The following is a 20,213-nucleotide window of genomic DNA, read 5'->3' as shown; positions in this document are numbered from 1 at the left end:
CAATAATTGCAAGGGGGTCTTATTTGTTTCCGTCTTTACTACTATTGAAGGTTTTTATCTTTAGAGTTAATATTATACAATCTACTTTTTGAGAAGGGGCGATTTGATGAAGTTTGTCCAGCGTTTGAGCTGGTTTTTTAAGGATAGATGGCGCAGTTACACAATTGCTATTAGCTTGATGACCATTGTAAGTATTTTGTCTTCTATCCCACCGAAACTGATCGGTAACACGATTGACGAAATTAGGCTCGGTCAATTAACTCGTGATGAATTAAGCAGTACAGTATTACTGCTTGTTGGTCTTTCTTTATTACTCTATGTGCTTGTCTATTTTTGGGTGACAACCCTGTTCGGCAATTCTGCTCTCATCGAGAAGGTTCTACGAAGCCGGTTGCTCACTCATTTGACACGGTTAAAACCATCATTTTTCCAACGTAACAGTACGGGGCAATTGATGGCTCTTGCTACAAATGACGTGCTCGCTATTGGGCAAACTGCTGGCTACGGAGTTATGACGCTCGTGAATACAATTGTAGGTGCATCAGTTGTCGTATTTATGATGACGTTTTTCGTAAGTTTCAAGCTAATGATTGTAGCATTAATTCCACTCCCGTTGCTGGCATTTGTTATTAGTAAGCTTGGTGGCAAGGTGCGTACACGTTTTATGGCGGCTCAAACTTCCTTCGGGAAGATGAACGATCATGTATTGGAATCTATTTCGGGTATTCGCGTTATTCGTTCCTACGTACAAGAAAGTCATGATTTAAATGCATTTGATAAAGTAACTGCTGATGTTATGGAGAAGAACAAAAGGGTTTCGTTTTTAAACGCCATGTTCCACCCGCTTATTTCGATTATTGTAGGAATCAGTTATGCGATAAGCATTGGATATGGATCATACCTTGTATTGAAAGAAGAAATATTGATCGGACAACTTATAACGTTCAATATTTATTTAGGTATGTTGATATGGCCAATGATTGCATTCGGAGAGTTTATTAATGTTCTTCAGCGTGGTACAGCATCGGCTGAACGACTAGAAGGTGCATTTGCGGAGAAGCCAGATGTCATTGAACCTGCAAATCCCGTTTCTGTTGATATTCCGACAAGTATTGAACTTAAGGGATATGGGTTTACATATCCAACCGCTAATACTGCAAGTCTAACGGATATTAGCTTCCGACTAGAGCGTGGTCAAACCCTTGGAATTGTAGGAAAGACGGGTAGTGGGAAAAGTACTCTTTTGAAACAATTGCTTCGGCAATATCCGGTTCAACCGAATGGACTACTAATGTCGGAAATACCAATTGAGCAAATATCCATTGATGTAGTGAAACGTTGGATCGCTTACGTCCCGCAAGAACATCTATTATTGTCAAAATCAATCCGTGATAACATTGCCCTAGGCAAACCGGATGCAACTGCTGAACAAATTGCAAAAGCAATCGAAATGGCATCTTTCACTTCAGACATAGCAGGCATGCCGGAAGGATTAAATACGATCGTTGGGGAAAACGGAGTTATGTTATCGGGAGGTCAGAAACAAAGGCTTGCAATTGCAAGGGCGCTGCTAATCGACTCTGAAATATTATTATTAGATGATTCGTTATCAGCTGTTGATGCACGAACTGAAAGTCGGATCTTACATCATATTCGATTGGAACGTTCGGGCAAAACAACGTTAATTAGTACGCATCGTCTCTCTGCAGTTAGTCATTCGGATTGGATTATTGTTCTTAATGACGGGCGTATTAGTGAAGAAGGTACGCATGAACAGTTATTATTGTTCGGTGGTTGGTATAAAGAGCAATGGGAAAGACAGCAGATGGAAGCGAGTCTTGAAGAATGAGGAGGGGGCAACCAATGTCATCGCATGCAGCACCGCAAGCAAAACAATCAACGGCAAGGCGTTTAATCGGTTACGCACTTGTCTACAAATATCGAATTGCTTTAGCGATTCTTATTTTGTGTACTGCGGTAGGAGCAGAACTTGCCGTGCCTTTCATCGTAAAGACAATTATCGACAACCATCTCACAGATTTAAAGGGGAATATGACTTCAATACTATGGCTGCTTGCCCTCTTTGTTGGATTAATCATTATTTCCGGTGTGTTTCATTTCCTCCAAGCCTATATTTTGCAAAGTACAGCCCTACGTATTATTAAAAACATGCGTATGGATCTTATGAAACATATTGGACGAATTCCACTGCGTTATTTTGATAACACGCCTATAGGTCAAATCGTTTCTAGAATTGCGAATGACACGGAAGCGATTAGAGATTTGTTCATGAGTTTTATGGCTACTTTTGTTGTCAGCTTCGTTCAGTTAATTGGGATCTACACGGCATTGTTTATTTTAGATGTGAATCTTGCCCTGTTTTGTTTAATGCTCCCGCCAATTTTTGCGATTATTATGGTTATTCATTTGAAGTATTCCAAAAAGTATATTGCTATTATGAGGGCCAGGTTAAGCGATATGAATGCGATGATTAATGAATCCATTACTGTCATGCCGATCATTCAAGCTTTCCGCAGAGAAGGCAAAACGATGGAAGAATTCGAAACGCTTAATGAAGACCGATATGTAAACCAAATTAAGCAGTTCCGCATATTTTCGCTTTCTTCACGTAATATCGTTGGCACCATTGGCAGTTTGCTGACTGCACTGGTCATCTGGTATTTTGGAGGGCAAGCATTATCTGGTATCGTGTTGTTTGGGGTATTTTATGCGTTTATCGACTACTTGGGACGGATCTTCCAGCCCATCATAGGTATCTTCGATCAACTTACTAATGCTCAACGTGCTTTTGTTTCTGCGGAAAAAGTATTTGCGATTATGGACATTGAAGGCGCAGAAGTAGAGGAAGTATCTGCTCTAAAACGTCCACAAGGAGATATTCGTTTTCAAGACATTACTTTTGCCTATAAAGAAGGAGAAAATGTACTGAAAAATATTTCCTTCGACGTGCGCAAAGGAGAGACAATCGCTCTTGTTGGTCATACTGGCTCAGGAAAAAGTTCCATAATGAATTTGTTGTTAGGATTTTATGAACCGAATAGTGGTGCAATTACGATTGATGGCAGAGATACCAAGTTAATGTCTAAACAAGAATTGCGACAACATATGGGTATCGTGTTGCAAGACCCGTATTTATTCGCGGGCGATATATCGTTTAATGTGAGCCTTTATAATAAGGATGTTACAGAAGAACGTGTGAAAAAAGCGTTGCAAGAAGTTGGTGCGTCTGACTTTATCGAGGCATTGCCGAATGGTTATAAAGAAGAAGTAGTAGAAAGAGGCAGCACGTTGTCAGCTGGACAAAGGCAACTCATTTCTTTTGCAAGAGCACTTGCTTTTGATCCTGCTATTCTTATCTTAGATGAAGCGACAGCAAGTATAGATAGTGAGACGGAAGGACTTATTCAACGAGCCCTGCAAGTTGTAAGTGAAGGAAGGACGACCTTAATTATCGCTCATAGACTTTCCACCATTCGAGATGCGGATCAGATTCTTGTATTGCACAAAGGTGAGATTGTTGAGCGAGGCAACCATGAAGCACTGATGGCGATGAAGGGCAGGTACTTTAAAATGTATCAGCTTCAAAAGGGTGAAGGAGTATCATCAGGAGCAATTGCGAAATGATAAATCAAGGTGATTGGCGGACGTTCGCGTCACCAACACCTTTTTTTGTTGTGTGTATAGGTAAAAAGATGCGCGAATAGGCCTAAGTTGTATATAATAAGATTGATGAGCAGAAAAACGTAACAAGAGGAGTGAACAAAAATGAGTGATCAAGTTAACGAGCAAGAACTAGTAGCGTACATTTCAGAACGTACTAAGCTAAACATTAAGGATATTCAGTTGGTTTTGAAGCATGAACAAACGTTCATTAATAACGCCCAAGAAGATAAAAAGGGTGAAGTGGATATTGATAGCGATGAGCTTGTTGATTATATTCTAAGCAAGCGCGACGTTGCATTGGACGAGTTGAAAGTCGAAGAAATATTGGATTTGGAGATGGAGTATTTGATGGACAAAGGATTAGCTGGTTATATAGATTAATGTAATCCATAACGAGTTAATCAATTGACTGTTTCGGACAAAAAGAGATGGGGGTGCGCCTATTTTGGCGAATAATAAAGTACATAAGAAACTACCTAAGCTTGAAATTTTGAAACGATTCGTATTTATTACGATAGGCTCTATACTAATGGGTGTGGCGCTTGAAAAATTTCTTGTTCCCTATGAGATTATTGACGGAGGAATAGCCGGTATTTCTATTATGTTGTCGACCTTAACTCCGGTGCCTCTAAGTATTTATTTGTTTGTATTGAACTTACCTTTTCTCGTCTTAGGTTATAAGCAGCTAGGGAAAACGTTTGCTATATCTACCCTATACGGCATTATAGTTATGTCACTTACGACAGCCGCACTTCATCATACGGGAGCATTTCCGGAAGACAAGCTGTTAGCTGTATTATTCGGTGGTATTATTCTTGGAGCTGGGGTTGGACTTGTCATTCGTTATGGAGGATCGTTAGATGGAATAGAAATTGTCTCCATTCTCGTATCGAAGAAGCTTCGTACTGCTGTCGGACAAGTTATAATGGTGTTTAATTTAATTATCTTTATCATCTCAGGGTTCGTGTTCGAGTGGACTTCGGCTATGTATTCGATACTCACCTATTATATAGCCATTAAAGTAATCGATATTGTTGTGGAGGGCTTGGATGAATCCAAGTCGGTAACGATTATTTCGAAGGAATATGATGAAATTTCGCAAGCAATTATTGATCGACTTGGTCGGGGTACTACACTAATACAAGCTCGCGGCGGATATTCAGGTGATGAGACAGAAGTTATTTATTGCGTAGTCTCGCGTCTAGAGTTAGCTAAGCTTAAGGGCATCGTTCAGTCCATTGACGAAAATGCATTTATAGCAATTGAGCATGTATCAGATGTGATGGGCGGAAACTTTAGTAAAAAGAGCATTCATTAATCGTTTAATGAATACTCATTTTGAAGAAAAACAAGGACTCAAGCCAACAGGCTTGAGTCCTTGTTTAATTAGGATTAAAGGGCACTAGCTTGCTGTTCAGGTGAGATAGGGTGAGCCATTCCTCTGTCTTTTACTCCAAGTACTAGTAAGAGAGCTATGATCATGCCGCCAGAAGCAGTATAGAACAAAGAAGAGTAACCAAATTTGTCAATCAATGTACCCATAATAGGGGGTGAGGTTAAAGCTGCTAATGATGAGGCAATGTAATAGATGCCTGTTCTTGTACCAATACTGCTTTCTTTCCCCAATGCGATTACAAATGGATACGAGTTAATATTAATGAGTGCCCAGAAAACACCACTTATGAGCAACAGTATGCGAAGAGCGAACATCGTTTCAACAAATGTGATTAAACTAAATGTAATAATAAGACCAATAACGCCAGATATAATAAGACGTTTTTTGCCGAATCGTCTTCCAAGCAAACCGCTTGGTATTGCGGCAGCGACGAATGCGACCGAAAAGAAAGCGAGAGAAAAACCAGCTTGAGCCTCACTGAGACCAATATGATTTTTACCGTAAAGGGTAAAAAGTGCTTCAACACCTTGGTAAGAGAAAAACCAAAAGAAGATTGCGCCAATTAGGAAGAGAGTGGGTTTATTCCACTCTCCTTTGAAAGAGGTAAAGGTTGGAGGGCTTGATGGCATATAAGATAGGGAGTCCCTCTTCTCGCGAATGACCCATAAAAGTATGGCTAAGCAAAGTAGAGTTAATAAAGCAGTAACAAGAAACGGAAGCGAGTTATGTGTTTTATATAAATATGAACCACCTGCAAAGGCCAGTATCGCACCAACCCCGCCCATAAAATTGATGATTCCGCTTGCTTGTGTTCGCTTATAGTCCGGGGTAATGTCTGGCATTAAAGCAATCGTTGGTGAGCGATATATACTCATGGATAAATTCATGCCTACCATAAATACGACTAGCATGAACAAACTGTTATGCCATGGAATTAATGCGGCGAATAATGCAGCAATAGGCATTCCAATCAGAAGGAATGGCATCCGTTTTCCAATGAACGTATTGATACGGTCACTACGCCTCCCAACGAGTGGCTGTATGACAATCGCGAAGTAATTATCAATTGTCATCATGAAACCAATCAATGTAACACTTTTAATAAAATCTTCGAGAAAAAACGGTACAAATGCATTGTAAAGGGACCATGTAAAACTAATACTGAAAAGACCTAAGCCGAGGAGCCAAGTTTTTTTCATTCGGTTGCAGCACCCCTCTTATCTATAAGAGTAATTAGTCGATCTGGATAATCAGTAATGATGCCAGCAACCTCTGCTTGTAGCAATCGTTCCATCTCAGCAATTTCATTTACCGTAAAAGGATTATAAGTGATTCCATGTTGTGTAGCTTGGGCAACCCATTCGGGCAATACTGCGTATTTGTAAGCATGCAGGGCATCAGCATTTAAAGTTAATGCATACTCCCATGGTTTGTATAACCCTTCCATATACAATATTCCTGTCTTAATCTCCGGCGCTAGTTGTTTACAATGTGCAAGTGAATAATGATTGAAGCTGGATATGATGACTTGCTGGCTCATTCCAAAAGAACGTACCACATCGATTACCTCTTGTTCCATGCCAGGATAGAGGAAGATCCCGTTTTTTAGCTCTATGTTAATGATGAGATTTGTATGACGAGTTATTTCGAGCAATTGTTGGAGTGTAGGAACTCGTTCATCAGAGAATGAAGAATCAAACCAGCTGCCGGCATCTAGCAGGGATAATTGTTCGTAGCTAACATCTTTAACAAGCTTATCCATACCAGTTGTACGTAGTAATGATTCATCATGTATAAGAACAAGTTGACCGTCTTTTGTCCGTTGTACATCCGTTTCAATACCAGTAGCTCCGAGTTCAATTCCTTTTTTAAATGCAGCTAAAGTATTTTCCGGGCAATAAGCGCTTGCGCCTCTGTGTGCGAATATAATTGGTTGTTTCATGATGTTCATCCTCTCATTTAATGTTGCTGGTTATAAGTTACTTTTAGCATACTAGTGTTAAGACAGTGTTACTTTGGACTTTAAAAATGATTATATCTCTATTTGCTTATCGTATTGAAAACAAGACTTACTATTATTTGGATCGTAGCATAACTATGCGAATAATCATAGTACTAAAAGAATCGTATGATGGATGGAAAAAGGCTCTTTACATACCCTAAGGGGGTATGATAATATCATATTATAAACAGAATACCCTATGGAGGTATACGAAATGGACATAGTGGATGAAACTGCACAAGATAACAGCTGTCACTCTGATCCAGAGGACCGAAAGAGTCATCACTCCGATAAGTTAAAGCAAAATTTAAATTCTCGACTTAATCGGATTGAGGGCCAAATAAGAGGTGTCAAAGCAATGATTGAAAAGGATACTTATTGCGATGATGTCTTGACACAGATAGCTGCTGCACAATCTGCACTTGGCAGTGTAGCGAAGCTCCTGCTGGAGGGCCACTTGAAGAGTTGTGTAGTTGAGCGAATTCAAGCTGGTGAGAATGAAGTAATTGAAGAATTGTTAGTAACCGTAAATAAACTAATGAAATAATGAGAGGAGAATGAAAGATGGCAAATGCAGTATTGAATGTTGAAGGTATGAGCTGTGGACATTGCGTTAATTCGGTTGAGAAGGCACTTGGAGAAATTGGAGTTAGCGGAAAGGTCGACCTAGCTGGCAAAAAGGTGTCTGTAGATTACGAGGAAAGTAAAGTCACTATCGAAGCAATTAAGGCGGCAATCGAAGATCAAGGATATGATGTAGTGTAAAAAGCTTCAATAATATAGCTTTTTAAATTGGACAGGGCAGCCCTTATTGTTGCTTATATTTAACCGATCTGCCCATCAAGAACAGCGTGTTTGTATCCCCTTGTAAACTGCTAACAACATGTGTACTAAGTTGTGTGGTGTAGCATCCTAAAACAACGAAAGCCCTACCTCTCTTTCGTCCTTGCGGCTCCGTGACCGCGCCAGTGTGAATCAGAATTACATTGTGAAACATGAGTTGGAATGGTCAGTCATGAAATCAAAATCTGAGGGAAATTATTGAATCTCACTGGGGATTACCGGGGTTAAATATAACATTCCTTTTACTTTAACATATTATTGGGAAGAATGCAAGGAAATGCGCATGAGTTCACATAATTTGGACAATATAGAGTTGGAAGGGAGAGAGAGCAATGCCAGAATGGATACAAATTGTGTTGAGAACGTTAGTTGCCATCGTCATCTTATTTATAATGACGAAACTGCTAGGCAAAAGACAAATATCAGAGCTTTCCCTATTTGAGTATATTACGGGTATATCCATTGGGAATATTGCTGCTTATATTTCTCTTGATTTGGATAATCTCTGGTTTTTAGGACTAGTATCACTGATCGTTTGGGTTAGTGTATCTGTTGGAATTGAATTGTGGACACTTAAGAGCAAGAAGTTAAGAGATGTTATTGATGGCAAAGGAACTGTACTTATTCGAGACGGTAGATTGTTTAGGGACAAAATGAAAAAAGAACGACTAACATTGGATGAACTTCTGAATCAACTACGCAAAAAGGATGTTTACCGAGTTGCTGATGTCGAGTTTGCCGTTATGGAAGCTAGTGGCGAAATCAACGTTTTATTAAAGAAAGAACTCCAGCCAATTACGCCCGATATGTTAGGCTGGAGAATGGCTGAAGAGAAGGCACCATATACACTTGTAATGGATGGTCATATCCTTGAAGAGGAATTAAAAGATTCTGGTCATGATGCAGAGTGGTTTAACCATGAGCTGAATCAGCATAAACTCAATCTGGAGGATATTTATCTTTCGCAGCTCGACAGTAAAGGTGGGCTGACATTTATGACGATAGATGGGCGGAGTTTTCCAAAACAACATTCATCGAATGCTGGAGACAAAATTCAAGGGTTGACGAAGCAACTTGAAGAAGAGTTGAAGCGGCTAGTGTATCTTTCTAGAAACGAATCTGATCGCAAGATGTACCAATCAGCTATTCATCATCTTAATCAAGGGGTAGAAGCAATGCGATTGAAGGGTACAGAAAATTAACTTTATTTAAAGTGAAATAGGAAGAGGGCTCTCAATTGAGAACCCTCTTCAATAACGCATATATATAGGAAGAGATTTTTTAGCGACGCATTTGAGACTCAGAAGGAGTGTACCTACCTGGCTGAGTAATTGGTTCGGGCATAACGTTTCCTCCTGCGAAATGATACTGCACTACTGTGTTAAAGGAATCGATCCAAGGTGTAAGAGAGCGACCACCCCAAGCTTCTTTGGCGAATTGATTAAAGTAATTGACGAATTCCATGTTAGCAGAGATATGAACCTCCTGCACAGTAGGTACATATTGTCGAATAAGCTCAGCTACTGTCTGTTTTAACTCAGGTGAAAGATTGTTATGATCATTTACTGAGAAGTAGGAGTTATAAGGGTATACTAATACACCACTGGTACCAAATGGGCTTCCTGTATCTGCATTATAAACGCCACCATTTAATCCTGTATTATTTTGTTCTTCAGTACCTCCTGAACTTTTTGTGCCTACTGCCGTCCAATCGAGCATGAGACCAACGTATGCATTTTTGTCCGTAATCATGACGATTGCTGATGCAATTCCATTAACAGAGCTGACTTTCCCCGACAAAATAGAGCTGTACTCAAAGAAAGTATTGTTATGTCTATTGCTGTCCTTTGATAACGATCCATAGGCTTTCGCTTTTATTGTTTTTGGATCATGAGCTTTCCTGCTTCCATAATCGGAGTCACTCCGTTCAACAACCTGCTTGTAATTGCAGCCGGACATCGTACATATAAGAACAGTGGACAACAGGAGAAAGACTAAACGCTTCATCATTAATAGCTGGCCCCCATTTCATAATTGATGTCTTTAGTCTTGATCGAGGCGTAAGAAATATACGTTTCGGTCACTATACATAATTGACCATGGATTTGGTACACAATGAAGAAGTGATATATCGCCAAGAACGAACACATAGAGACTAATCAAGGGCCCAAAAGTGCCCGAAACACGCCTTTTTGACAGCTTTGAGAACAATTTGTGAACTCTCTGTGGAACATTGACAAATAAGGGCTTCAACTTTATATTTAATAAAGTGATTTAAGTTGCAGGAGTTGTCAAAACATCTGTGGAACACGCAGCAAAGCCGCTTGCCACGTGAAAAAAAAGGCAGCTGCGAAAAAGTCAAAAGTGGGGTTGATTAATGATGAATCGGTGGCAATTTTTAAAACGGCTAGCGCCGCTAATGGCCATGATGGCTTTAGTACTGGCTGCTTGCGGACGGGAAGACTTGTCGACGCTAAACCCTCAGGGGCCAGTAGCGCAACAGCAATTCGATTTAATGAAAACGTCAATCATTATTATGTCGGGCGTTGTCGTTGTCGTATTTGCGATTTCCTTGTATGTAATCATTCGTTTCCGTAGACGTTCTGGAGACAAAACGATCCCAAAACAAGTAGAAGGAAGCCATAAGCTAGAGATTATCTGGACGGTTATTCCAATTATTTTGCTTGTTATTCTTGGCGTGCCGACTGTACAATCGGTATTTGATCTATCTAAGGATTACAGTAAAGATCCTGATGCCGTAAAGGTTATTGTTACTTCACATCTATATTGGTGGGAGTTTGAGTATCCTGAACTGGGTATCAAGACAGCTCAAGAATTGGTTATTCCAACGGGGAAAACGATTGCAATCGAAGCCAAGACAGCTGACGTTCTTCACTCATTCTGGGTTCCATCACTTGCCGGTAAGATTGATACAAACCCAGCAGGCAATGAGAATAAAATGTTTTTCTCCGCTCCCAAAAAGGGCGTTTACTTAGGTAAATGTGCGGAATTGTGCGGACCATCTCATGGATTAATGGATTTTAAAGTTAAATCAGTGGATCCTGCTGCGTTTGATCGTTGGACAGCGGCAATTAAAGCTCCAGTAGCTTTACCAAGTGACCCAGCTATCGCTAAGACATTCGAAGACAGATGTCTTTCTTGCCATGCTGTCGGAGATATGGGCGGACCTGCTTATCCGAACCTTACTGGTATCGGCAGTCGTGAAAGTGTAGGCGGTATACTAGTCAATGTTGAAGCTGATGATAAGAAATACAGTCATGAGGATACAATATATAACAATCTTTACAAATGGATCAAAGATCCTGAGAAGTTTAAGCCTGGTAACCAAATGCCAGATCATAAAGATTTGACTGAGGCTGAACTAAAAGGAATTTCAGAATATTTGGCTGGTCTAAAGCTGGACTACGAGTAAAACTATCATCAGTGATTGAAGGAGGTACCTACATTGGCTCATGCACATGCACATACGCATGAGGTCAAACGTTACAGCGGCATAATGGACTGGCTGACTACGGTTGACCACAAAAAGATTGGCATTTTGTATTTGATAGCAGGAGGATTTTTCTTCCTTGTAGGCGGTTTGGAAGCCATTCTAATCCGTATACAGCTTTGGAAGCCGCAAAATACTTTCGTTTCTGCAGATACATATAACGAACTGCTTACGATGCACGGGACTACCATGATATTTTTGGCAGCGATGCCATTACTATTTGCTCTAATGAATGCTGTCGTGCCGCTGCAAATCGGCGCACGCGACGTTGCATTCCCTTTCGTTAACTCACTAGGTTTCTGGACTTTCCTATTCGGTGGTATTTTGTTGAATATCAGCTGGTTAACTGGAAGCGTTCCCGATGCAGGATGGACGTCTTATGCACCGCTCGCAGGTACAACCTATAGCGGGGATCATGGGGTCGATTACTATGTATTAGGCCTCCAGATAGCAGGTATAGGTACACTAATCGGGGGCATTAACTTCCTAGTTACTATTATTAACATGCGCGCACCTGGTATGACATTTATGCGTATGCCATTGTTTACATGGACTGCGTTCATTACTTCTGCGCTAATCCTTTTTGCTTTCCCTGCGCTAGCAGTAGGACTTGCAGCATTGATGTTCGACCGTTTGTTCGACGCAAACTTCTTTGATCCTGCAGGTGGCGGTAACGCAGTACTGTGGGAGCATATTTTCTGGATTTTCGGGCATCCTGAGGTTTACATCCTTATCTTGCCGGCATTCGGCATAATTTCAGAAGTTGTTAGTACATTTTCGAGGAAACGTCTATTTGGTTACAGCTCGATGGTATTCGCAACCATTTTGATCGGTTTCTTAGGTTTCATGGTTTGGGCGCATCATATGTTTACAGTAGGTTTAGGACCGGTAGCGAACGCACTGTTTTCTATCGCAACGATGTTGATTGCAGTACCGACAGGTATTAAAATCTTCAACTGGCTGTTCACGATGTGGGGCGGTTCCATTAAGTTCACATCAGCTAATTTGTATGCAGTAGGCTTTATCCCGACATTCGTATTAGGCGGGGTAACAGGAGTAATGCTTGCAGCTGCACCAGCTGACTACCAATATCATGATACGTATTTCGTAGTAGCACATTTCCATTACGTTATCGTAGGTGGATTGGTACTCGGTATATTCTCTGGTCTACACTACTGGTGGCCAAAGATGTTCGGTCGTGTACTTAATGAAACGCTTGGTAAATTTACTTTCTGGATGTTCTTTATTGGCTTCCACTTAACATTCTTTATCCAGCATTTCCTTGGACTACTTGGAATGCCTCGTCGTATTTGGCAGTACCTTGATGGTATGGGATTCAATGAAATGAATATGATCAGTACTGTTGGTGCTATTATGATGGGTGTCGGAACAATTATGTTCCTGCTCAACGTTGTTATTACACAAGTAAGACCACAAGACGCTCCTAACGATCCTTGGGAAGATGGTCGTACGTTGGAGTGGACAATTCCGTCACCTCCACCTGAGTACAACTTTGCTCAAACACCGTTGGTTCGTGGTTATGATGCTTACTGGAAAGAAAAACAAGATGGTCATAAGGGCATGACGCCAGCTGAGCCGATTGGTCCAATTCATATGCCATCTCCATCAATACTTCCATTCTTTATGGGTCTTGGATTATTTATCGCAGGTTTCGGCTTTATGTATGCTCCAGATTGGGGACATATCGGTCCGCTTAAGACAGGTCATGCTATCGGTATCGTTGGACTTGCAATTTTATTCCTTTGTATGTTCCTTCGTTCTGTTAATGATGATCCTGGCTTCCATATTGAAGAGGATGAAATTATTAGAGATATGGGGGGAAAAGCATGAGTGCACATTCACATTTAGACGGGCAACTGCCTCATGAGCCTGAAAAGGCTACCCTTGAGGGACGTAATAAAGTTTTAGGTTTCTGGCTATTCCTTGGAGGCGAAACGGTATTGTTCGGAACGTTGTTTGCAGCGTTCCTTGCATTACGTGATCAAGTACTGGATGGACCAACAGAAAATCACTTATTTAACCTTACATTGGTTGGAATTGCTACTGCAATCTTGTTGACTTCAAGCTTAACTAGCGTATTCGCTATACAGGCGATGCATCAACAAAATGTAAAAAGTCTTATAAACTGGTTAATTGTTACTGTCTTATTAGGAGTTTCCTTCCTAGGACTTGAGATTTATGAGTTTTACCACTATGTACATGAAGGACATGGCTTTACAACAAGTGCATTTAGTTCTTCATTCTATACACTTGTTGGATTCCACGGCGCTCACGTGTTGTTCGGAATAATGTGGATCACGCTTCTAATTGTTCAACTGAAAAGAAAAGGTCTGACCGTTGTAACAGCTCCTAAGGTCTATGTTGCTGGTATGTACTGGCACTTTATCGACGTTGTGTGGGTATTCATCTTTACAGTCGTGTACTTGATGGGAAAGGTGGTTTAACTTATGGCAAGTAATCATCCAGCCACAGAGCAAAACACCAGACGTCATAAGGTCGAAGGATCTAAAAAGCACGTCATTGCATTTATTTTCTCGATCTTGCTAACGTTTATTGCATTCGCAACTGTAATCAGCGGAGAGATTAACAAAGACTTCATCTACATCATCTTGCTTGGAACTGCGTTCCTACAAGTGTTTGTACAGATGGCATTCTGGATGCATATGAAGGACCGCGGTCATATGTATGCATTAATTGGAATTCTTATGGGTGTGTTTATCGTTTTCACATGTGTCATAATGGCAGAATATTGGGTTTGGTGGTAGGACAGGGATTTTATCATCAATTGAACGAAGTAGCGGAGGGTCCCGGTTTGGGTCCCTCTTCTTTTGTAAAATAAAGAGTTGTGTAAGAGAAAGGAGCCTCCATGATGTTAGACTTAAACAAATATTTCTCCTTTGCAGAATTGTGGACACCTATGTTTTTATTTGCTATGATCGCTGTGGTCATATTGTATTTCTATTTAATAGGGCCATGGAGAGAGAAGCACTTCCCAACTGAAACGAAGGCTACTGCTAAACAAAAATGGTTGTTTGTAGGCGGCATTTTTCTCGTTTATTTATGTCACGGCGGACCTATAAATTTGTTAGGACATTTGACGTTCACGTACCATATGGTCAATATGTCGATCTCTTATTTGGTCGTCCCGCCTATGATTCTTTTGGGGTTGCCCGCTTTTGTATGGCGAAAAGTGTTTTCGACTAACTTCTGGAGGAAGTTCCGCTTCTTAATGAATCCGATCATAACTCTAATCTTATTTAATATGCTGTTTTCTTTCTACCATATTCCAATGGTACATGATTACGTTATGACGAACTTCACCGTACATCGACTTTATTATGTTATATTGTTTATCACCTCATTCATGATGTGGTGGCAAATTGCTTGTCCTGTACCGGAATGGTCACGCCTCACAGACGTGAAGCGTATGGCATATGTATTCGCTAATGGAGTATTACTGACGCCTGCATGTGCACTTATCATTTTCGCTCCAGAGGCACTGTATGCAACGTATAGCGACCCTGAAGTATGGGCAACAGCAATGGGTTATTGTATGCCAGGGGATACAAGTTACCTTGTAAGTGAATTTGGAGGTCCTCAATTTTTTAATACGATGAGCATTGTAGAAGATCAGCAGCTTGGCGGTATCGTTATGAAGCTAGTGCAAGAACTAATGTATGGCGTTATTTTAGTATATATTTTCAAACAATGGTTCAAACGCGAACATGCTGATGATCTGCCAGATCCGGAAACAGCTTAGTCATAGGCAATTGAATTTTTTAATATGGATTGAGGGTGATTATGATGGATCTTAATACGCTTATGCCTACGGTCAGCACCTTTTTTATTGTGCTTAGTGCAGTGCTTGTAGCGATTGGCTGGAGACTAGCTATTAAACGCAAGCTGGAGCAACATCAGAAGATGATGGTTTATGCGGCAGTTGCAGCTACAATCTTTTTTATCATCTATGCTTCACGAACAATTTTTATAGGCAGTACGCCTTATAACGGTCCTGATGGACTGAAGCCCTACTACTTAGTTTTCTTACTGTTTCATATAGTAATGGCTACGGTTGCAGCGGTATTTGGTATTACAACTCTTACTTTGGGGTATAAAAAGAAATTCGCGAAACATAGGAAGCTTGGACGTGTGACGTCAATCATCTGGTTTTTCACAGCAATAACCGGTGTTATGGTATATTCTATTTTGTATGTACTATATCCAGCAGCAGATGCGAAGCCACTGTTTGATGCGATATTCGGATAAAGAGATGGTAAGAGAGTCGTCCTGAGGGACGGCTTTTTTATTTGAAATATTTACCCAAAATTGTATTGACATATAACAGAAGCCTGCATATACTGTGTATATAGATATATACAGTATATAGAGAGAGCACAGTATGCACAGTAAGCGATATAAGTAAATAAGAGAGACTTAAAGATGTATAGGAGGATATGGCATATGAGTACATGGCGAGGAGCTTGCTTTTTTGCCAAAGAGGAATTAAAAAAAGTTCGTTGGAAACATTTACTTACACTTATCATTATCGGCTATTTGACCCTGTTCATGACCTCAATGCTCCCTGTAGCAATTAAAGGTGAGGATGTTGGATTAGTTAACTGGGGGATAGACTTTGTGACATTTTCAATGTTGCCGATTCTTGGATTTATGTCAACGCAAACGACAGGGTTTTATTGGAAAACAGATGCGTTTACAAAGAAGCTAATTGTTTGGAGAATAATGCCAATACCTGTTAAACAAATTGCGCTGGGCAGGTTTTTAATCTTCATAACCATTCTACTTCCAGCACTTGTACTGCTTTTTATTTTATTATTTGTAACTTTAAGAGCAAACACTTCTGAAATAGCTTTATTACCGTTTAGTATGTTCGCCATATTTTGGACGGGGTATGCAATAACAGTTGGTTTAATTTATCTCTATTTCGAACTAACACAATCAGGGAAAGTTTACTTCTGGTTTAGTACGCTACTGCTATTCGGTTTCTTGGCTATCATGATTATATATACGTTTACCTTTAAGCAAAGTGTAGTCATTATGACATATAACACATTTGTTCAAGGAAATTGGTGGGTTGCACTTATATCTATACTCATATCAGTGTTAGCAACACTTTTCATGATTCCGAAAATTACTCAAAAATTAAAAGCACGAAGTTATATTAGTTAACTGATTGAAAGCAGGTGAAATGATGCAACTGCCCATTCAAATAAATGAGCAAAGTGCAGAGCCGCTCTATCAGCAAATTGAAGTTCAACTAAGAGCTTTAATAGTGAGCGGACAATTGGGTGAAGGTACGTTGCTTCCATCCATTCGAGAGCTTGCTCAAACCGTAAAGTGCAGTGTCATCACCGTAAAACGTGTATACAGCGATCTTGAAGGAGAAGGTCTGCTACGTACAAGGCAAGGTACGGGTACTTATGTAGCCCGTGTTGATAAGCAAGAGCGGGATCGACATCGACTTTCCACCGTTATTGAAGCGTTGGAGCAAGCTGTTACATCAGGCAAGCGGATGCAATGTTCGGAGGATGAGCTTAAGCAACTGTTTATGGAAGTGCTAAAGAAGCAATACGATCAAGGAGGTAATACGTGATGCATGATAGTGATGTAGCGATACAGTTCAAAGATATTGGACTGAAGAAGTCAAACTTTAAGCTAGGTCCTATAACACTAGATATTCCAAGCGGATTCATTACTGCAATTGTCGGACCTAACGGTAGCGGAAAGAGCACCTTGTTCCGAATGGCACTTGATCTAACAAAACCTGATCAAGGATCAGTTACTTTGCTAGGACACAAAGTTGGTCATGGCGACGATGAAGAAATGAAAGGTAAAATAGGTTTTTTAGCTGAAGAACCATACCCTCATGAAGACAGTATGAAAGCATATGACAAAGCAAACTTTAATAGTTTTTGGTATAACAATTGGGATGTTAATCGCTATCAAGAACTTCTACACATCCTGCAAATTAATGATAATAGCACATTAGGCAAAATGTCTAAAGGAATGAGACGAAAGTTTGAGCTTACTTTATCGTTATCACATGGGCCAGATCTATTATTGTTAGATGAGCCATCATCGGGTCTTGATCCGCTAGCTTGGAAGTCAATGATTGAAATTCTTCATCGATATATGGAAAAAGGCAATCGAACTATTTTAATGACGACCCACATCATAGATGAAGTAAAACGCCTAGCAGATTATATCGTGTTTATGGCTCAAGGCCGGGTGTTAGGTGTTTATGAGAAAGATGAATTATTTAGTAGCTGGTTTACCATTTATATACATGGCGAGGGACTGACTGCTGCGGCTGCAGCGAAGATGCCAGGACAATGTATCGTTAAACATGCGGGAGAAACAACTTACGCAGTAATCACTAACAAAGCGTTGGAAGCTGAACAATGGTGCCAGTTTGAAGGGCATCATATTGTAAGCAGGCAGGCGCTAGAGCTAGACGAAATTATGGAAACGTTACTTCAGCAAGATGGACTTGGAGCAAAAGTACATGAAGCGAGGGGAAAAAGCAAATGAAACCACTAGTAGTCGACAAGGTAATGAAACAGTACGGAGAAAAAACAGCAGTAAACAACATTAATTTTGAAGTTAGCGAAGGTGAAATTTACGGATTGCTTGGGGCAAACGGCGCTGGCAAAACAACAACAATGCGTATGGTACTTGGACTTATTTACCCGGATGGTGGAAAAATATTATACAACGGTAAGCCATATAGTAACGATATTCTTAGTAAACTGGGCTACTTACCGGAAGAAAGAGGTATGTATCCAAAGGTCAGTGTAAGCGACCAAATTCTTTATCTATCTCAGCTTCGCGGTATGTCCAAAAAGGATGCCGATAAAAATTTAAAATATTGGCTCGAAAGATTCGAAGTTCCTGAATACTACAATAAGAAAGTAGAAGAGCTTTCCAAAGGGAATCAACAAAAAATTCAGTTTATCGCAGCAGTTAACCATAAACCAAGCATCGTTATTCTTGATGAAGCATTCAGCGGCCTTGACCCTGTCAATGTAGAATTGCTTAAATCGACAGTGAAAGAACTACGTGACTCTGGTACGAGCATACTGTTTTCAACTCACCGTATGGAGCATGTAGAAGAATTGTGCCGCAATATTACAATTTTACATCGTTCAAACACAGTGTTAAAAGGTAGCCTAAAAGAGATCAAAGGCCAGTTTCCAAAAGAGAAAGTTTTACTAAATACAGACAAAGAAATTAGCGGTTTAGACAAAATAGTTGGTGTTAATAGTGTGACTCGTCTTGAACATGGATATGAAATCGGTATTCAGAAGGAAGAAGTAGGAGACGACATTTTACGATTAGCCATATCACAATCTAGAGTTAGCAAATTTGAGATTAAAGAACCAACTTTAAACGAAATCTTTATAAAAATGGTGGGTGATAAGCATGAATAGTATATGGACAGTAGTAGGGTTTACGATCAAAAACAAAATTAAAGGGAAAGCATTTCTTATTACAACATTGATTCTTGCTATCATACTTTGTATTGGAGCTAACCTTCCTTATCTTCTTACTCAACTTGATAAAGGCGAAAAGATTACAAATGTTGGTTATATTAAGGCTGTCGGAGGAGATCAGGCAGCAGGTACTATTACGGGGGACAGCTTAAAAGCTTATTATGAAAATCAAGAGAAAGCATCGATTAAGATGGTTCCGTTCCAAGATAAAGGTGATATAGCTGCTAATGAAAAGCAGCTTCAAGAAGCGATTGAATCAAAAGATATTAAAGGATTTCTAGATTTTGAAGTCGTCAGCGGAAGTATGCTTCCAAAAATGACTTATAAGTCAAAAAGTGTTATGGAATTTTCGATAGCAGCCAGTCTTCAAGGTGCTCTTCAGAAAATTCTTCAAGACGATATACTTAAAAATGTAGGCTTAACAGCAGAGCAACAAAACTTGCTCAATACACCAATTAAGATCGAAACGGCACAAATCTCAACTGGAAATAGCGGAGGAACAGCAACTGGAAAGTCACCAGAGGAGCAAGCTGTCAACATGGGGCTTATTTACGTCATACTATTCTTCCTCTTCTTCGCTATAATGATCTCTGGTCAATTAATAGCTACTGAAATTACAGCAGAGAAAAGTTCACGTGTAATGGAAATATTGATTACAAGCGTTTCACCACTAAAGAGCATGTTCGGTAAAATCTTTGGAATGTTCGTAGTCGTTGTGTGTCAGGTTTCCGTATATGCCATTATTATCTTCATAAATGCTTCTCTACCTCATAACAGAGAAACGTTAAATAGCCTTGATATTGATTTATCTTTGATCGATCCATTGGTGCTCATATACGCTATTTTATTCTTCTTAACAGGTTTCTTTTTATTCGCAACGTTGTACGCTGCAGTTGGTTCTATCGTAAGCCGGACAGAGGATCTTGGCCAAGCGACAATGCCAATGATGATCATCTCGCTTGCAGGATTCTATATCGCAGTCTTTTCTCTTTCGAATCCAGACAGTATGTTAGTAAAAATATCGTCATTTATACCACTGTTCTCACCATTCGTGATGATGCTTCGTGTAGGTTTGACAGATGTTGCATTATGGGAAATACTTCTTTCCTTCGGTTTGTTGCTTTTAGCGATCTATTTCTCGGTTTACGTATCGGCAAAAATCTACCGCACTGGTGTACTTATGTACGGTAAACGCCCGAGCTGGAAAGAAATTCGTAAGGCTATGAAGGCTTATAAGATTTAATC

21 protein-coding genes are annotated in these 20,213 nt (G+C 40.0%); 18 read left to right on the top strand and 3 right to left on the bottom strand.

Going from position 1 to position 20,213, the window contains the following annotated elements; all coding sequences use genetic code 11:
- Window positions 1–106: 106 nt before the first annotated feature.
- The 4 genes from MFF31_RS02785 (at window position 107) to MFF31_RS02770 (ending at window position 5,002) form a co-directional block, all read left to right on the top strand.
- The gene (locus MFF31_RS02785; protein ID WP_238186605.1) at window positions 107–1,849 is read left to right on the top strand and encodes an ABC transporter ATP-binding protein; all 1,743 of its coding nucleotides are present in this window, start codon (window positions 107–109) and stop codon (window positions 1,847–1,849) included.
- A 14-nt stretch (window positions 1,850–1,863) separates the two neighbouring features.
- Complete coding sequence (locus tag MFF31_RS02780; protein ID WP_238186604.1) at window positions 1,864–3,645, top strand: ABC transporter ATP-binding protein; 1,782 nt, start codon at window positions 1,864–1,866, stop codon at window positions 3,643–3,645.
- 141 nt (window positions 3,646–3,786) lie between these two features.
- The gene (locus MFF31_RS02775) at window positions 3,787–4,065 is read left to right on the top strand and encodes a hypothetical protein (protein ID WP_238186603.1); all 279 of its coding nucleotides are present in this window, start codon (window positions 3,787–3,789) and stop codon (window positions 4,063–4,065) included.
- Between the two features lie 64 nt (window positions 4,066–4,129).
- Complete coding sequence (locus MFF31_RS02770) at window positions 4,130–5,002, top strand: YitT family protein (RefSeq protein WP_238186602.1); 873 nt, start codon at window positions 4,130–4,132, stop codon at window positions 5,000–5,002.
- 74 nt (window positions 5,003–5,076) lie between these two features.
- Here the strand turns inward: MFF31_RS02770 and MFF31_RS02765 are convergent, their stop codons facing one another.
- Both MFF31_RS02765 and MFF31_RS02760 read right to left on the bottom strand, forming a co-directional pair.
- Window positions 5,077–6,279 carry an SLC45 family MFS transporter gene (locus MFF31_RS02765; RefSeq protein ID WP_238186601.1) on the bottom strand — a complete coding sequence of 401 codons (1,203 nt, stop codon included), beginning with the start codon at window positions 6,277–6,279 and terminating at the stop codon, window positions 5,077–5,079.
- On the bottom strand, window positions 6,276–7,022 hold the full coding sequence (locus tag MFF31_RS02760) for a glycerophosphodiester phosphodiesterase (protein WP_238186600.1): 747 nt from the start codon (window positions 7,020–7,022) through the stop codon (window positions 6,276–6,278). The genes MFF31_RS02765 and MFF31_RS02760 overlap by 4 nt, the downstream gene beginning before the upstream one ends.
- A 274-nt stretch (window positions 7,023–7,296) precedes the next feature.
- Between MFF31_RS02760 and MFF31_RS02755 the strand changes: the two genes are divergently transcribed.
- The 3 genes from MFF31_RS02755 (at window position 7,297) to MFF31_RS02745 (ending at window position 9,127) form a co-directional block, all read left to right on the top strand.
- Window positions 7,297–7,629 (top strand): metal-sensitive transcriptional regulator, encoded by a 333-nt coding sequence (locus MFF31_RS02755; RefSeq protein ID WP_238186599.1) that lies wholly within the window; start codon window positions 7,297–7,299, stop codon window positions 7,627–7,629.
- Between the two features lie 17 nt (window positions 7,630–7,646).
- Complete coding sequence (locus tag MFF31_RS02750) at window positions 7,647–7,847, top strand: copper ion binding protein (protein ID WP_238186598.1); 201 nt, start codon at window positions 7,647–7,649, stop codon at window positions 7,845–7,847.
- A 410-nt stretch (window positions 7,848–8,257) separates the two neighbouring features.
- Window positions 8,258–9,127 carry a DUF421 domain-containing protein gene (locus tag MFF31_RS02745; protein ID WP_238186597.1) on the top strand — a complete coding sequence of 290 codons (870 nt, stop codon included), beginning with the start codon at window positions 8,258–8,260 and terminating at the stop codon, window positions 9,125–9,127.
- A gap of 79 nt (window positions 9,128–9,206) precedes the next feature.
- Here MFF31_RS02745 and MFF31_RS02740 read toward each other — a convergent pair whose 3' ends face one another.
- A complete protein-coding gene (locus MFF31_RS02740; RefSeq protein ID WP_238186596.1) occupies window positions 9,207–9,935 on the bottom strand; it encodes a hypothetical protein in 729 nt (242 codons plus the stop codon).
- Window positions 9,936–10,302: 367 nt separating this feature from the next.
- Here MFF31_RS02740 and coxB point away from each other — a divergent pair, with 367 nt between their 5' ends.
- The 11 genes from coxB to MFF31_RS02685 all read left to right on the top strand — a co-directional run bounded on the left by coxB (window position 10,303) and on the right by MFF31_RS02685 (window position 20,211).
- Window positions 10,303–11,358 carry a cytochrome c oxidase subunit II gene (coxB, locus tag MFF31_RS02735; RefSeq protein ID WP_238186595.1) on the top strand — a complete coding sequence of 352 codons (1,056 nt, stop codon included), beginning with the start codon at window positions 10,303–10,305 and terminating at the stop codon, window positions 11,356–11,358.
- Window positions 11,359–11,442: 84 nt separating this feature from the next.
- Entirely contained in the window at window positions 11,443–13,287 is a 1,845-nt protein-coding gene (ctaD, locus tag MFF31_RS02730; protein WP_238188462.1) for a cytochrome c oxidase subunit I, read from the top strand.
- A complete protein-coding gene (locus MFF31_RS02725) occupies window positions 13,284–13,901 on the top strand; it encodes a cytochrome (ubi)quinol oxidase subunit III (protein WP_238186594.1) in 618 nt (205 codons plus the stop codon). The genes ctaD and MFF31_RS02725 overlap by 4 nt, the downstream gene beginning before the upstream one ends.
- Window positions 13,902–13,904: 3 nt before the next feature.
- The gene (locus tag MFF31_RS02720) at window positions 13,905–14,222 is read left to right on the top strand and encodes a cytochrome C oxidase subunit IV family protein (RefSeq protein WP_238186593.1); all 318 of its coding nucleotides are present in this window, start codon (window positions 13,905–13,907) and stop codon (window positions 14,220–14,222) included.
- A gap of 104 nt (window positions 14,223–14,326) precedes the next feature.
- Window positions 14,327–15,217 carry a cytochrome c oxidase assembly factor CtaG gene (gene ctaG / locus MFF31_RS02715; protein WP_238188461.1) on the top strand — a complete coding sequence of 297 codons (891 nt, stop codon included), beginning with the start codon at window positions 14,327–14,329 and terminating at the stop codon, window positions 15,215–15,217.
- 44 nt (window positions 15,218–15,261) lie between these two features.
- The gene (locus MFF31_RS02710) at window positions 15,262–15,723 is read left to right on the top strand and encodes a DUF420 domain-containing protein (protein ID WP_238188460.1); all 462 of its coding nucleotides are present in this window, start codon (window positions 15,262–15,264) and stop codon (window positions 15,721–15,723) included.
- Window positions 15,724–15,918: 195 nt separating this feature from the next.
- Window positions 15,919–16,644: a hypothetical protein gene (locus tag MFF31_RS02705; RefSeq protein ID WP_238186592.1), complete on the top strand. Its 726-nt coding sequence runs from the start codon at window positions 15,919–15,921 to the stop codon at window positions 16,642–16,644.
- Between the two features lie 22 nt (window positions 16,645–16,666).
- Window positions 16,667–17,068: a GntR family transcriptional regulator gene (locus MFF31_RS02700; protein ID WP_238188459.1), complete on the top strand. Its 402-nt coding sequence runs from the start codon at window positions 16,667–16,669 to the stop codon at window positions 17,066–17,068.
- Window positions 17,068–18,006: an ABC transporter ATP-binding protein gene (locus MFF31_RS02695; protein ID WP_238188458.1), complete on the top strand. Its 939-nt coding sequence runs from the start codon at window positions 17,068–17,070 to the stop codon at window positions 18,004–18,006. Before MFF31_RS02700 ends, MFF31_RS02695 begins: the two co-directional genes overlap by 1 nt.
- Window positions 18,003–18,905 carry an ABC transporter ATP-binding protein gene (locus MFF31_RS02690; protein ID WP_238186591.1) on the top strand — a complete coding sequence of 301 codons (903 nt, stop codon included), beginning with the start codon at window positions 18,003–18,005 and terminating at the stop codon, window positions 18,903–18,905. Before MFF31_RS02695 ends, MFF31_RS02690 begins: the two co-directional genes overlap by 4 nt.
- Window positions 18,898–20,211 carry an ABC transporter permease gene (locus MFF31_RS02685; protein WP_238186590.1) on the top strand — a complete coding sequence of 438 codons (1,314 nt, stop codon included), beginning with the start codon at window positions 18,898–18,900 and terminating at the stop codon, window positions 20,209–20,211. Before MFF31_RS02690 ends, MFF31_RS02685 begins: the two co-directional genes overlap by 8 nt.
- Window positions 20,212–20,213 lie beyond the last annotated feature (2 nt).

Source organism: Paenibacillus sp. L3-i20, assembly GCF_022180385.2.
Classification (GTDB): Bacteria; Bacillota; Bacilli; order Paenibacillales; family Paenibacillaceae; genus Pristimantibacillus.
The sequence above is the reverse complement of the archived record's forward strand: the minus strand, read 5'-3'. Positions and strand labels throughout refer to the sequence as shown.

Excerpts from the sequence above, each read along its gene's own strand:
- MFF31_RS02785 (WP_238186605.1), top strand. The coding sequence starts at position 107 with ATGAAGTTTGTCCAGCGTTTGAGCTGGTTTTTTAAGGATAGATGGCGC.
- MFF31_RS02780 (WP_238186604.1), top strand. The coding sequence starts at position 1,864 with ATGTCATCGCATGCAGCACCGCAAGCAAAACAATCAACGGCAAGGCGT.
- MFF31_RS02775 (WP_238186603.1), top strand. The coding sequence starts at position 3,787 with ATGAGTGATCAAGTTAACGAGCAAGAACTAGTAGCGTACATTTCAGAA.
- MFF31_RS02765 (WP_238186601.1), bottom strand. The coding sequence starts at position 6,279 with ATGAAAAAAACTTGGCTCCTCGGCTTAGGTCTTTTCAGTATTAGTTTT.
- MFF31_RS02760 (WP_238186600.1), bottom strand. The coding sequence starts at position 7,022 with ATGAAACAACCAATTATATTCGCACACAGAGGCGCAAGCGCTTATTGC.
- MFF31_RS02755 (WP_238186599.1), top strand. The coding sequence starts at position 7,297 with ATGGACATAGTGGATGAAACTGCACAAGATAACAGCTGTCACTCTGAT.
- MFF31_RS02750 (WP_238186598.1), top strand. The coding sequence starts at position 7,647 with ATGGCAAATGCAGTATTGAATGTTGAAGGTATGAGCTGTGGACATTGC.
- MFF31_RS02745 (WP_238186597.1), top strand. The coding sequence starts at position 8,258 with ATGCCAGAATGGATACAAATTGTGTTGAGAACGTTAGTTGCCATCGTC.
- MFF31_RS02740 (WP_238186596.1), bottom strand. The coding sequence starts at position 9,935 with ATGATGAAGCGTTTAGTCTTTCTCCTGTTGTCCACTGTTCTTATATGT.
- coxB (WP_238186595.1), top strand. The coding sequence starts at position 10,303 with ATGATGAATCGGTGGCAATTTTTAAAACGGCTAGCGCCGCTAATGGCC.
- ctaD (WP_238188462.1), top strand. The coding sequence starts at position 11,443 with ATGGACTGGCTGACTACGGTTGACCACAAAAAGATTGGCATTTTGTAT.
- MFF31_RS02725 (WP_238186594.1), top strand. The coding sequence starts at position 13,284 with ATGAGTGCACATTCACATTTAGACGGGCAACTGCCTCATGAGCCTGAA.
- MFF31_RS02720 (WP_238186593.1), top strand. The coding sequence starts at position 13,905 with ATGGCAAGTAATCATCCAGCCACAGAGCAAAACACCAGACGTCATAAG.
- ctaG (WP_238188461.1), top strand. The coding sequence starts at position 14,327 with ATGTTAGACTTAAACAAATATTTCTCCTTTGCAGAATTGTGGACACCT.
- MFF31_RS02710 (WP_238188460.1), top strand. The coding sequence starts at position 15,262 with ATGGATCTTAATACGCTTATGCCTACGGTCAGCACCTTTTTTATTGTG.
- MFF31_RS02705 (WP_238186592.1), top strand. The coding sequence starts at position 15,919 with ATGAGTACATGGCGAGGAGCTTGCTTTTTTGCCAAAGAGGAATTAAAA.
- MFF31_RS02700 (WP_238188459.1), top strand. The coding sequence starts at position 16,667 with ATGCAACTGCCCATTCAAATAAATGAGCAAAGTGCAGAGCCGCTCTAT.
- MFF31_RS02695 (WP_238188458.1), top strand. The coding sequence starts at position 17,068 with ATGCATGATAGTGATGTAGCGATACAGTTCAAAGATATTGGACTGAAG.
- MFF31_RS02690 (WP_238186591.1), top strand. The coding sequence starts at position 18,003 with ATGAAACCACTAGTAGTCGACAAGGTAATGAAACAGTACGGAGAAAAA.
- MFF31_RS02685 (WP_238186590.1), top strand. The coding sequence starts at position 18,898 with ATGAATAGTATATGGACAGTAGTAGGGTTTACGATCAAAAACAAAATT.